This is a genomic window from Lolliginicoccus lacisalsi, assembly GCF_014841105.1.
Taxonomy (GTDB): Bacteria; Actinomycetota; Actinomycetes; order Mycobacteriales; family Mycobacteriaceae; genus Lolliginicoccus; species Lolliginicoccus lacisalsi.
In genome coordinates this window covers 228,117-240,448 of the sequence record NZ_JACYWE010000003.1, presented here as the reverse complement: position 1 = coordinate 240,448, position 12,332 = coordinate 228,117, and the positions used below count along the sequence as shown (strand labels likewise).

The 12,332-nt window shown below is 69.0% G+C and carries 12 protein-coding genes and 1 tRNA gene; 4 read left to right on the top strand and 9 right to left on the bottom strand.

What is annotated here, in order from left to right; translation table 11 throughout:
• Positions 1 to 143 precede the first annotated feature (143 nt).
• Positions 144 to 449, top strand: coding sequence for a rhodanese-like domain-containing protein (locus HT102_RS06805; RefSeq protein WP_192038649.1), 306 nt, complete (start codon positions 144 to 146; stop codon positions 447 to 449).
• Between the two features lie 210 nt (positions 450 to 659).
• Complete coding sequence (locus HT102_RS06800; protein ID WP_192038648.1) at positions 660 to 1,115, top strand: hypothetical protein; 456 nt, start codon at positions 660 to 662, stop codon at positions 1,113 to 1,115.
• A gap of 56 nt (positions 1,116 to 1,171) precedes the next feature.
• Here HT102_RS06800 and HT102_RS06795 read toward each other — a convergent pair whose 3' ends face one another.
• On the bottom strand, positions 1,172 to 2,560 hold the full coding sequence (locus tag HT102_RS06795) for a cystathionine beta-synthase (RefSeq protein ID WP_192038647.1): 1,389 nt from the start codon (positions 2,558 to 2,560) through the stop codon (positions 1,172 to 1,174).
• A gap of 152 nt (positions 2,561 to 2,712) precedes the next feature.
• Between HT102_RS06795 and HT102_RS06790 the strand changes: the two genes are divergently transcribed.
• On the top strand, positions 2,713 to 3,822 hold the full coding sequence (locus tag HT102_RS06790; protein WP_192038646.1) for an SGNH/GDSL hydrolase family protein: 1,110 nt from the start codon (positions 2,713 to 2,715) through the stop codon (positions 3,820 to 3,822).
• Positions 3,823 to 3,870: 48 nt separating this feature from the next.
• The gene (locus HT102_RS06785; protein ID WP_192038645.1) at positions 3,871 to 5,088 is read left to right on the top strand and encodes an acetyl-CoA C-acetyltransferase; all 1,218 of its coding nucleotides are present in this window, start codon (positions 3,871 to 3,873) and stop codon (positions 5,086 to 5,088) included.
• A 373-nt stretch (positions 5,089 to 5,461) separates the two neighbouring features.
• On the opposite strand, the gene HT102_RS06780 is transcribed toward HT102_RS06785, so the two are convergent.
• From HT102_RS06780 to HT102_RS16280, 8 genes are all read right to left on the bottom strand, one after another.
• Complete coding sequence (locus tag HT102_RS06780; protein WP_192038644.1) at positions 5,462 to 6,283, bottom strand: Bax inhibitor-1/YccA family protein; 822 nt, start codon at positions 6,281 to 6,283, stop codon at positions 5,462 to 5,464.
• A gap of 414 nt (positions 6,284 to 6,697) precedes the next feature.
• Positions 6,698 to 7,258 (bottom strand): flavin reductase family protein, encoded by a 561-nt coding sequence (locus HT102_RS06775; RefSeq protein ID WP_192038643.1) that lies wholly within the window; start codon positions 7,256 to 7,258, stop codon positions 6,698 to 6,700.
• An 80-nt stretch (positions 7,259 to 7,338) separates the two neighbouring features.
• A tRNA-Leu gene (locus tag HT102_RS06770) sits at positions 7,339 to 7,416 on the bottom strand.
• Positions 7,417 to 7,435: 19 nt separating this feature from the next.
• The gene (locus tag HT102_RS06765; RefSeq protein WP_192038642.1) at positions 7,436 to 8,398 is read right to left on the bottom strand and encodes a Ppx/GppA phosphatase family protein; all 963 of its coding nucleotides are present in this window, start codon (positions 8,396 to 8,398) and stop codon (positions 7,436 to 7,438) included.
• Complete coding sequence (locus HT102_RS06760) at positions 8,395 to 8,925, bottom strand: DUF501 domain-containing protein (protein WP_192038641.1); 531 nt, start codon at positions 8,923 to 8,925, stop codon at positions 8,395 to 8,397. The genes HT102_RS06765 and HT102_RS06760 overlap by 4 nt, the downstream gene beginning before the upstream one ends.
• Before the next feature lie 2 nt (positions 8,926 to 8,927).
• Positions 8,928 to 9,464: an FtsB family cell division protein gene (locus HT102_RS06755; RefSeq protein ID WP_192038640.1), complete on the bottom strand. Its 537-nt coding sequence runs from the start codon at positions 9,462 to 9,464 to the stop codon at positions 8,928 to 8,930.
• 119 nt (positions 9,465 to 9,583) lie between these two features.
• Positions 9,584 to 10,870, bottom strand: coding sequence for a phosphopyruvate hydratase (eno, locus tag HT102_RS06750; RefSeq protein WP_192038639.1), 1,287 nt, complete (start codon positions 10,868 to 10,870; stop codon positions 9,584 to 9,586).
• A 287-nt stretch (positions 10,871 to 11,157) separates the two neighbouring features.
• Positions 11,158 to 12,312, bottom strand: coding sequence for a lytic transglycosylase domain-containing protein (locus tag HT102_RS16280; protein WP_333473318.1), 1,155 nt, complete (start codon positions 12,310 to 12,312; stop codon positions 11,158 to 11,160).
• Between the last annotated feature and the right edge of the window lie 20 nt (positions 12,313 to 12,332).

Genomic DNA, 12,332 nt, shown 5'->3' with positions numbered 1-12,332 from the left:
CACGGCCGCGGATGGTCCACCACACCGCCCGCCCCCGCACGCCCGCCCGCCGCCGCGCTCTTCCCAGATGTGCGATCGCGCGCTATGCTGAGTCCAAGCAATACCCCCAGGGGTATCCGAAAGAGCCCGAAGGAGGCCCTACGATGCGCGAAGTCGATGTGCACACCCTCAACACCGCATGGACCGGCAACGCGACCGTCGTCGATGTCCGCGAGGACTTCGAGCACGCTCGCGGTCGTGTGCCTGGCGCGATGCTCATCCCCCTCGGCGAGCTCGCCGACCGCGTCCACGAGGTCCCCCGCGCCGGCCGCGTGTTCGTCATCTGCGCCTCGGGCAATCGCAGCCAGATGGGATCGATGATCCTCGCGCAGGCCGGCCACGATGCCGTCTCCGTCGCCGGCGGGACCGCCGCCTGGGCGCGCTCCGGATACCCCCTCGAGCGCGGCTGACCCTCCCCCGGTCACGCCGCCCCGGATCCGCAGCGCCCGGCGCGCCAGGAAGGCCCCGGATCACCCCCTCTCCCCGGTCCGGGGCTTTCTGCTGTCGAATTCCCCACACGACCAATCCGAATAACATACTGTTCCGAATAGCGGGCAGCCGGTTCGCTGACCCATCGGCCGGCCACTGCCCCGCTGTCAGCCCTCGTGGAAGGAACCCTGATGAAACTCGGAAACCTTGTCGCCGCCGGAGCCACCACCCTTGGCACCGCTGCCGCTGCGCTCGTGATCGCCGCTCCCGCCAGCGCGGCGCAGACCGTGGATGCGTGCCCCGCCCTGCCAGGCCAGCAAGCCACCACTGCATCCTGCTCCGCGACCTCGGGCCCGCAGGGGCTCGCCCTCGCCATCACGGCCGAGGGAGGCATGGCCACGGTCAACGCCGACGGTTTCGCCGGCCCGCTCGCCATCGCGATCGGACCAGGCGCAAGCGTGAACGCCGCGGGCTCGAACCCGGGCCTCGCCCTCGGCATCGCGGGCGCTCAGTCCACCGTCCAGTTCGACGGCAACTCCGCCCCCGTCTGCAGCGGCACCGCAGCGCTCGCGGGCGACTTCCAGACCCTGCAGGGCTGCGCCGCCGTGAACGGCCAGTTCATTCCGCTCGATATCATTCCCCGCTAGGAGCACGCACGCCAAAGGCCTCGCGATGGATCATCGCGAGGCCTTTCGCCGTTCTGCTATCCGCGGCCCGTGTTGTGGAAATGGAGCAAGTCGTAGCGGGTGATCACGCCAACCGGCTTGCCATCCTCGACCACCATCAGCGCGTCGATCTCCGCGAGCGCCTTCTGCGCGTCATCCACCGTCTCGCCGGTACCGATCAGCGGCAGGGGCTTGCCCATGACCGAGCTCACCGGGTCCGCGAGGTTGGCACGGCCCTCGAACACGGAGCTGAGCAGGTCACGCTCATTGAGGCTGCCCTGCACCTCCCCTGCGGTGATCGGCGGCTCCGCCCCCACGACGGGCATCTGGGACACGCCGTACTCGCGCATGATCTCGATGGCATCGCGCAGCGTCTCCTGCGGATGGGTGTGCACCAGGTCCGGCAGCTTGCCGGACTTGCCACGCAGCACGTCCCCGACATAGGCGACCTTCGAGGAGCCGTCGAGCCGGGTACGAAGGAAACCGTACGACGACATCCACGCGTCGTTGAAGATCTTCGACAAGTAGCCGCGCCCGCCGTCCGGCAGCAGCACGACCACCACAGCGTCCGGCCCTGCCTTGCGGGCCACCTCGAGCGCACCGACGACAGCCATGCCGCACGAGCCGCCCACGAGCAGGCCCTCCTCGCGCGCGAGGCGGCGGGTCATGTCGAACGAATCCGCGTCGGAGACCGCGATGATCTCGTCGGGAATGGCGGGGTCGTAGGCGCTCGGCCAGAAGTCCTCGCCCACCCCCTCCACGAGGTACGGGCGACCCGTGCCACCGGAGTACACCGAGCCCCCCGGATCGACACCGATGATCTTCACCGCCCCGCCCGAAACCTCCTTGAGGTACCGGCCAGTCCCGGTGATGGTGCCGCCCGTGCCGACCCCGGCCACGAAGTGCGTCACCTTGCCCTCGGTGTCGCGCCAGATCTCCGGGCCGGTGGTCTCGTAGTGGCTCTCGGGGCCCGCCGGGTTCGAGTACTGATCCGGCTTCCAGCCGCCCGGAAGCTCGCGCGCCAACCGATCCGAGACGCTGTAGTAGCTATCGGGATGCTCCGGCGGCACCGCGGTGGGGCACACCACGACCTCCGCGCCATACGCCTTGAGGACGTTCCGCTTGTCCTCGCTGACCTTGTCCGGGCATACGAACACGCACTTGTATCCCCGCTGCTGGGCGACGAGGGCGAGGCCGATGCCGGTGTTGCCGGACGTGGGCTCCACGATCGTTCCGCCAGGCTGCAGGGCCCCCGACTCCTCCGCCGCGTCGATCATCTTCACCGAGATGTGGTCCTTGGAGCTGCCTCCAGGGTTGAGGTACTCGATCTTGGCGGCGACGATTCCGGGAATGCCTTCGGCGACAGAGTTCAGCTTCACCAGCGGGGTGTCACCGATGAGGTCGACCACGTGATTCGCAATGCGCATGCCTCTATCGTTCCAGAAAGTGGCTGCCCGGGGAAACGCGGGGGAAACCGTGACCCTCCCGGTGCGCCAGAGTATCCGTGTTGCCGGTCCCACGTATAGATTTGTGGAGCAGCCCCAACGCGCCCCGAGCCTTGGCCGAAGGAGTCCCAAGAATGCCGCCAGACGAGGACGACACCGCCGTGATCGGTAGCGAGTCGTCGTTCTCGGCGCTGTCCACGAAGACCGCTGCCGCCGCTGTCATCGGTGCCTCCACCGCCGCCGCGGCGAGCTGGGGCACCTACCACTTCCTCGCCGCGCAGGCTCGCATCGCGCGATTGCGCATCGGCAAGCTGCCGCCCTACCCGCCCGAGGCCGACGGGGTGTACTCGCCCACCGGCGGCCGGCCGGAGCGCTGGGGCTCCCAGAAGTCCGCCGACTTCCACCTGATGATCTTCGGCGACTCCACCGCGGCCGGGCTGGGCTGCACGTTCGCCGACGAGACGCCGGGGGTGCGGCTCGCGCGTGGGCTCGCCGAGGAATCGGGCAAGCGCGTGCGGCTGAGCACAAAAGCGATCAGCGGCGCCACCTCCAAGGGCCTCTCCGGCCAGGTGGATGCCTCGTTCGTGGCAGGCAGCCCCCCTGATGTGGCGGTCATCCTGATCGGTGCCAACGATGTGACCGCCCGCCAGTCCATCCGGGCCGCGGCACGGCGTTTGCGCGACGCGGTGCGCCGGCTCCATTCCGCGGGGTCGGTCGTGATCGTCGGCACCTGTCCCGATCTCGGCATCGTCACGGATGTGCCACAGCCCCTGCGCGCGGTCATCCGCCGCTGGGGCCTGCGCCTCGCTCGCGCCCAGGCCGCCGTCACCCGCGCCGAGGGCGGCCACCCCGTTCCGCTCGCCGACCTGCTCACCCCCGAGTTCCTCGCCTCGCCGGACCGCATGTTCTCCACCGACCGGTTCCATCCCTCCCCCGCTGGCTACGAGCTGGCCGCGCGCAACATCCTCCCCGTGATGTGCACCGCGCTCGGGATCTGGCACGGCGGCCCGCTCGAGGAGCTCCCCGAGGTCTCCGCGGCCGTGGAGGCCCGGCGCCCCACGGTGCGTGCCTGGAACGCGCTCAACCGGGCCTGGTTCCGGCACCGCCAGCCCCGCGCCGCGCCCGGGCCCCGCGAGATCGACAACCGCGGCCGGCGCAATCCGTTCGGGGTGGCGCCCGCGGCGCACCTCCGCCGTGTCGCCCGGCAGCACCGCCATGGCAAGCGCTCGCCGCTGCCGGACTAGCCTGTAGGGACACGCATCACATCTCAACCCATCGATCGAGGAGTTCCCATGCCCGAGGCAGTCATCGTCTCCACCGCCCGCTCCCCCATCGGGCGCGCCATGAAAGGCTCCCTCAAGGGGATCCGGCCGGACGACCTAGCCGCCCAGATGGTCGCCGCCGCCCTCGCGAAGGTTCCCGAGCTCGACCCGACCGAGATCGATGACCTGATGCTGGGCTGTGGCCTCCCCGGCGGCGAGCAGGGCTTCAACATGGCCCGCAACCTGTCGATCATGCTGGGCTACGACAACCTCCCCGGCACCACCATCACCCGCTACTGCGCGTCCTCGGTGCAGACCACCCGCATGGCCCTGCACGCCATCAAGGCCGGCGAGGGCGATGTGTTCATCTCCGCGGGCGTGGAGAGCGTCTCCAGCTTCCTCCGCGGCAACTCCGACTCCCTGCCCGAGACGAAGAACCCGTTGTTCGCCGAGGCCGAGGAGCGCACCGCCACCGCTGCCCAGGGCGGCACCACCTGGCACGACCCCCGCGAGGACGGGCTGCTGCCCGACGCCTACATCGCCATGGGCCAGACCGCGGAGAACGTCGCCCAGCTGACCGGGATCAGCCGCGAGGACCAGGACCGCTGGGGCGTGCGCTCCCAGAACCGTGCCGAGGAAGCCATCAACTCCGGGTTCTTCGAGCGCGAGATCACCCCTGTCACCCTGCCCGACGGCACCGTCGTCACCACCGATGACGGCCCGCGCGCTGGCACCACCTATGAGGCGGTATCGCAGCTCAAGCCGGTCTTCCGGCCCGACGGCACCATCACCGCCGGCAACGCGTGCCCGCTCAACGACGGCGCCGCAGCCCTGGTCATCATGTCCGACACGAAGGCAAAGGAGCTCGGCCTCACCCCGCTCGCCCGCGTTGTCGCCACCGGCGTATCGGGCCTGTCGCCCGAGATCATGGGGCTCGGCCCCATCGAATCTACCAAGCGCGCCCTCGCGACCGCTGGCATGTCGATCTCCGACATCGACCTGTTCGAGATCAACGAGGCGTTCGCCGTGCAGGTGCTCGGCTCCGCGCGCGAGCTCGGTATCAACGAGGAGCAGCTGAATGTCTCCGGCGGCGCCATCGCCCTCGGGCACCCGTTCGGCATGACCGGCGCGCGCATCACCACCACCCTGCTGAACAACTTGTCCACCCACGACAAGCAGTTCGGCCTCGAGACCATGTGCGTCGGCGGCGGCCAGGGCATGGCGATCATCCTCGAGCGCCTCAGCTGATGCTCATGCGGTAGCTGCTTCCCAGGGGCCGCCGCGTGGCTTGGTGGCTGCCGGTTGAGGTGACTGCCGGTTGAGGTGGCTGCCAGTTGAGGTGGCTGCCAGTTGAGGTGACTGCCGGTTGAGCGAATCCAACACCGTTAGCGCGTAGCCGCCACGCCTAGCATCCAGCTGCCACGGATATTTCCGTGGCAGCTGTGCGCGGAGGGTGGGTGGAGCCCACGATGGGTGGCAGATAGCCTGCGCAGGGGCGCGGGTTGCCACCGAGCTACCTCTCGCCGCCCAAGGACTCGGCCCAACCGAGCCCGACATAGCAACGACCCCCGGCGGGGAATCCCTGCCGGGGGTCGTTGTCGCGAATGGGCCAGCTACGTGATCATTCCTGGAAGTAGCTGAGCAGGCGCAGGATCTCGATGTACAGCCACACCAGGGTGATGGTGAGGCCGAGCGCCACGCCCCAGGCGGCCTTCTCCGGCGCGCCCATGCGGATGAGCTGATCTGCCTGGTCGAAATCGAGCAGGAAGCTGAACGCTGCAAGACCGATGACGAGCAGGGAGAAGATGATGGCGATGGGGCCGCCGTCGCGCAGTCCGAAGCCACCCTCCATGAAGAAGCTCGCGACAAGGTTGGCGACCATGAGGATCAGCGCGCCGATCAGGCCGGCCACGATCATGCGGGTCAGCCGCGGCGTGACGCGGATCGCGCCCGTCTTGTAGACGAACAGCATGCCGAAGAACACACCGATGGTGCCGATCACGGCCTGGAAGATGATCGTCGACGTGCCGCCGGCGAACAACCACGACAATGCGCCGAGGAACACGCCCTCGGCCGCGCCGTAGCTGAGCACGATCGCCGGGTTGTCCATCTTCTTCGCGAATACGGCCACGAGCACGAGAACGAGGCCAACGATCATGCCACCGAACACGAGGATCGGGGCGAGACCTGGGTTGCTGCTGGTGAGGAAGAACGACAGCACCGCGGTGGCGACAAGGACGCCAAGCGTGGCGCCGGTCTTGGTGACCACATCGTCCACAGTCATGGCACGGTCAGGCGTGGCAGGCTGGTACTGGTCACGGTACTGGGTCTGCCCATGCTGATAGGCGGCCTGGGCGCCACCCGCGGCGCCGCTGCCGAACGTCGCGTATCCGCCGGGGCTCTTCGGCAAGTTCTTGAACACCGGGTTGCTGCTGGTGCGCACCGTGAGTTCCTTTCGTCTAGGCTGTCGGGCTGGCTACTGGCTCGGTGCCCGAGGATCATTCCTGATCTTGCCGTGATAACGAACAGCCCGCAGCGGAAGTTCCACCATGGGCGAGCGATTCGACGACAAAACGGACAGCCCCTACTTTACCTGGGCGAACACCCAATCGCAGGGGTGAGACGGGGCACATGCGCTTGTCGATACAGGATCGTGGCGCGCGGTCCGGTGGTCGCGGTGCCCGGCTTCCGCGAGTGGCGCGCGCTGGTCGCCCCGCCGCCTCGGACCCGCGAGTGTGCGCTTACCCCGCGAGTGTGCGAAAAACGACAGCATTCTCGACAGGACCTGTCGTTCTTCGCACCCTCGCCGGGCTGGGAGCCGCGGGCCCGCGAGGCATACCCCACTGGCCGCACGGGATCAGCGGATGGGGACCTCGTGGAACACGTGGAAGGCCCGGTTGGTGTAGACCAGCGGCAGCGCGTGGGAGTCGCTGTGCGCCACATCGATGACCTCCGCGGCGACGATCACGGATTCACCCACTTCCATGTGCCCGATGGCGCGGCAGTGCATGCGCGTGGCCACATCCGTGAGGAAGGGCTCGCCGCTGGGCAGGCGGTCCCATTGCATGTCCGGGCCGAAGCGCGTGCTCCCGGGAGGCGCGAACACCTGGGCGAGCGCGAGATCGCCCGCGTCGAGAAGGTGCACGACCATGGTTGGTGCATGCCGGACCGCTTGGGCGTTCGCCGACAACGTCGAGATGGTGAACGACAGCGCCGGGGGGTCGATGCCGACGGAGGCCACCGAGGACGACAGGATCCCGACGGGCCCCTCGGGGCTGTTCGCGGAGATGATGGCCAGCCCGGCTGGTTGCCGACGGAAGGCCGTGCGGAACAGGTCCAGGCTGTCGGGCTCGGCCGCCCGTGGCTTCCCGGGCGCGGGACCAGGCACGTCGGTGGTGGCGTCATCGCTGGTGGCCATGCGTGGGGAATCCTCCTGATCGACGGTACTGCCGGATCCTCTGCCCTCGACACTAGAGGGTGCGCCGCGCCAGGTCACACTGGTGCCCCCGGTGGGACTCGAACCCACACCTGGAGCGGTTTTAAGCCGCTTGCCTCTGCCAATTGGGCTACGGGGGCGTGCAGGGGGCCGGGAACGTCAGGCGCTGCCGACGAGGGACCAGGCGATTCCGTCAAGGATGTCGTGCTCGCTGACGGTGAGATGGCGGATGGGCGAAACGGCGGCGATCTCCTCGGCGAGGATCTGGGTGACGATCGCTCCGCCGCCGATGACGTCCGCCCGGCCGGGATGCATGGGTCCGAGCGCGAGCCGCTGCTCGCGGGTCATGGCGAGCAGTTCGTCGCACACCTCGCGGAGCCTGTCGAAGGGGATGGTGGACAGGTGTATGCGCGCGGAGTCGTAGGTGGGGTGGCGGTGCGCGAGCGCGGCCAGGGTGGTCATGGTGCCAGCCACACCGATCCAGGTGCGCGCGGGCGCGAGGGGCACGCTGTTGAAGGCATCGCGGAGGATGCTTCGGGCGGTGGCGCGGGCTTGCGCGATCTCTTCGGCGGTGGGCGGGTCGCTGTGCAGGCAGCGCTCGGTGAGTCGGACGCAACCGATGTTGACGGAGCGCGCGCCCTCGACCGTGCTGCTGCCATACACCACTTCGGTGGAGCCTCCGCCGAGATCGACCACGATGAAGGGGCCGTCACTGGAGGGAAGGTCGTTGACGGCACCGACGAAGGAGAGGCGTGCTTCCTCGTCGCCGGTGATGACCTCGGCACGAGTGCCGGGGATGACAACGCCGAGGACTTCCTCGGTCATGTCGAAGAACTCGTCGCGGTTGCGGGCATCACGGGTGGCGGAGGTGGCGACCATGCGGATCTGCTCGGCACCGGCGTCCTTGATGATGCGCGCATAGTCGACGAGGCAGTCGCGGGTCCGCGCGAGCGCATCTGGGTGGAACTTCCCCGTGGCGTCGATTCCTTGCCCCAGCCGGACAACGGTCATGCGGCGATCCACGTCAGTGAGGACGCGGGAGCCATCGGTAGCCTCGGTGATGTCGGCGATGAGGAGGCGCAGCGAGTTGGTGCCGCAATCGATCGCAGCGACCCGGGTCACTGCGGTTCCCTCTGTTCGGCGTCGATGTCCGGCCAGTCGCCCGGCAGGACCGTGCCGATCAGGTCGGGCTCGTCGCGGGCCATCAGGACCACGGTCTCGTCGCCGAGCGGGTTGAGGCCGGGGCCCTTGGCGAGGGAGTGCGCGGCAAGCACATGAAGGCACTTCACACGGTCAGGCATGCCGCCGCCAGAGAAATCGGTGCCGAGGGACTCGATGCTGTCCCGCTCCCGCAGGTAGTCCTCGTGCGCGGCACGATAGGCGGCCGCGAGCCCGGCTTCCGCGGCGATCCGGTCGCTCATCTCCTTCATGATGCCGCCGGACTCGAGGCGGCTCGCTGCTGCGGTCAGCCGCGGATGAGTGAGGTAGTACAGCGTCGGGAATGGCGTGCCATCGGGCAGCCGGGGCGCGGTCTGGACGACTCCTGGCTCGCCGCTCGGGCAGCGGTAGGCTATGGCGAGCACCCCCCTCGGCTCGCGACCGAGCTGGGCCGCGACCGCCGCGAGGTCCGCGGGCGCGACGTCTGCCACGCTCACTCCGCGGGTGCTTGTTCGATGGGGGCGATGGGCATGTTCATCTCGCGCTGGGGTCCTTCGTCTCGCTGCACTGACATCTCGCGCCAGAGCTGTGTGTACCAGGGGTCGCGGCTGCCCGGCAGTAGCTGGTCGCCGGTTCCGTCCTGGTTCTGCTCGTCGAAGAATTGTACCCGGTACGGCGTTTCGCCCGGGAACACGTACCGCAGCCTCTCGCGCGCTTGCTCCTTGATGTACGCGGGATCGTCCTGCAGTTCCTGCTCGGCCCGCAGCGCGGCCACCTCGGCACGCAGGTGCTCCTGCTCGGCCACGATCTGGCGGGCCTCGCTCCACTGCGAGAAATAGGTACGCAGCGGCATGACGAAGGTCAGCACGAGCGCCCCCACGACGAGCGCGAGGATGAACGTCTGCCGCGTCGACCAGCCGGTCCGGGGCGCGGCCTTGCTGGTGATGCTCCCGCGCTTGCTGCTGGTGCGGGCAGCCGCGCGCTGCGCCGCTGCCTGCGTGCCCCTGGCCCGGGAATCCGGTCCGTGCAAGGCACCGGAGCGACGCGGCAGCGCGGACCGCCCGGGACGGGGATCAGCGCTGCGTCGCGCTTCCCTGCCCGGGCGGGCTGCCGAAGAGGTGGTTCCGCGTTCCCGGCCCATGGGTGTGTCTAGCTGCTCCAGGTGAATCGCGGGAACGCGCTGGCACCCGCGTAGCGGGCCGCGTCACCGAGTGCTTCCTCGATGCGCAGCAACTGGTTGTACTTGGCAACGCGCTCGCTGCGGGCCGGGGCGCCGGTCTTGATCTGTCCGCTGCCAACAGCGACGGCGAGGTCGGCGATCGTGGTGTCCTCGGTCTCGCCGGAGCGGTGGCTCATCATGGTCCGGTACCCGTTGCGGTGCGCGAGATCGACGGCATCGAGGGTCTCGGTCAGCGTGCCGATCTGGTTGACCTTGACGAGCAGCGCGTTGGCGATAACCCGATCGATACCAGTCTGCAGGCGCTCGGGGTTCGTGACGAACAGGTCATCGCCGACGAGCTGCAGCGAGGAGCCGACCGCATCGGTGAGGGTCTTCCAGCCGTCCCAGTCGTCCTCGCTGAGCGGATCCTCCACCGACACCAGCGGGTAGGCCCCGAGGAGGTCACGGTAGAACTCGGCCATCTCGTCGGCGCTGCGCACGGTGCCCTCGAACTGGTAGCCAGTGCCGTCCTTGTAGAACTCGGTGGCAGCCACATCAAGGGCCAGCGCGACATCACTGCCCAGCTTCAGCCCGGCCTTGTCAACGGCTTCGATGATGAGGTCGAGGGCTTCCTTCGTACCTGCCACGTCCGGTGCGAAGCCGCCCTCGTCGCCGAGGCCCGTGCCGAGGCCCTTCGACTTGAGCACCGACTTCAGGGAGTGATAGACCTCGGTGCCCCAGCGAAGGGACTCCCGGAACGACGGAGCACCGATCGGCGCGATCATGAACTCCTGCACGTCCACGCCAGTATCGGCATGCGCGCCACCGTTGAGGATGTTCATCATCGGCACGGGCAGCACATGCGAGTTGGGCCCGCCGACGTAGCGGAACAGCTCGAGGCCCGAGGACTCGGCGGCCGCGCGCGCCACTGCCAGGGAGACTCCGAGGATGGAGTTGGCGCCCAGGCGCGACTTGTCGGGCGTGCCATCGAGATCAAGCATCGCCTGGTCCACGGCGCGCTGCTCGATGGCGTCGAGGCCGATCAGCGCGGGAGCGATCTCATCGAGCACCGCATTGACAGCCTGCTGCACGCCCTTGCCGAGGTAGCGATCACCGCCATCGCGCAGCTCGACGGCTTCGTGCTCCCCGGTGGAGGCACCTGAGGGAACGGCGGCCCGCGTCACGGTTCCGTCATCGAGCGCAACCTCCACCTCCACGGTGGGGTTGCCCCGGGAATCAAGAATCTCGCGCGCTCCGACCTGTTCAATGACGGCCACGACTCACTCCTTTGGCAGCTGACAACAACGTGCGGGGCGGCACGCTCCGCGATGACCAATCTTGCCAGCCTTGAGGGTAGCCGCCGCAGCGGCCTCCTGGTTTCAGGCGCGCAGGGGCGTTCGGGATTGCCAGGACCGGTCCGGCGAGCGAGGCGTTGCTCCACGGTCGCCGCGCGCCAGACCCGCTCGGCTAGTGTGCGGTTTTGCACCCTGCCTGGGCTTTGACAGGGTGCAAAACCGCACAGAACTGCTGGCTCGCGTGCCCGTGCACAGCGCCGCGCCGATGCCTATCGCTCGGACGCCTGCTGCGTCTCGATGAACTCCAGCATGTTGCGCACGTGCGCATCGATCCGGCGCAATGCGTGCTCGGCGCGCGCCCGGCGCTCCTCCTCGCTGAGCTCGGTCGCGGCGGGCACCGCGGCCGATGCCTGGGTCTCCGGTGGCGGAGGCGGCGCCTCCCCTGGAGGTGGTGGCGGCGGTGGTGGTGCGTCACCTGGCGGTGGCGCTTCCCCCGGCGGCACAGGCAGCTCTTCCGGTGGCAGTTCCCCCGGAGGCGGTGCGTCACCTGGCGGCGGAGGTGGCACCTCGCCGGGCGCTGGTTCAGCGGGCGCGGGTTCCGGTGGTGGAGGCGGCGGTGGCGCGGGTACGAATACCTCGTCGCGGCCGTACTGGGTGGCCTTGAGGTGGACGGACTTGAGGTAGTCCTCGGAGTAGTTGTAGGCAAGGATCGCAGTGCGCCAGCCGATCGGGGACCGGAGGGCGCCGCCGGAGGCGCAGAGGTATCGAGCTGCGGAGTAGGCCGAGTCGTCGAGTCCGTCGGGATTGGCGATGCCGTCGCCATCGGCGTCGCTGCCCCAGATGCGCCAGGTGGCGGGGATGAATTGCATGGGGCCCATGGCGCGATCGAACTCGGGGTCTCCGTCGAGCTCGCCGCCGTCGGTGTCGCGGATCTCGGCGATGCCGGGGCGACCGTCGAGCGCGATGCCGCGAATGGGTGGCAGGGCGTAGCCATTGCCGTCGATGGAGGCGCCCTCGTAGGTGCCGTGCCAGCTCTCGATGGCGCCGATGCCGGCGAGCGTGGTCCAGGTGATGCCACAGCCAGGGTTCGTCGCTTGGAGGAGCCGGGCGGCGTTGCCATAGGCCATCATCGCTTGGTGCGGGATGCCGAGCGCGTCGCTGTGGGCGCGGGCCCAGCCGTCGAGTTGCCAGGCGGCGCGGCCGGGGGCGTTGACATCGATGGGCGGGACGGGGGTCCCGGGGTAGGGCGACAGCAGGTGCGGGGCGATCTCGGCGACGTCGGTGACAGAGGCCGGTGTGATGCCGACAGTATGCGGGTCGCTGAGCGCGATCGCGGTGCCGATCGGTATTGCCGCAGCGGTGGCTGCGGCGGCAATGATGCGGCGCGGCTTTCGGGGCGGCGTGTTCCGTCGGGTGGGTGTCACCCGTCCCACTCTGGTGCCGG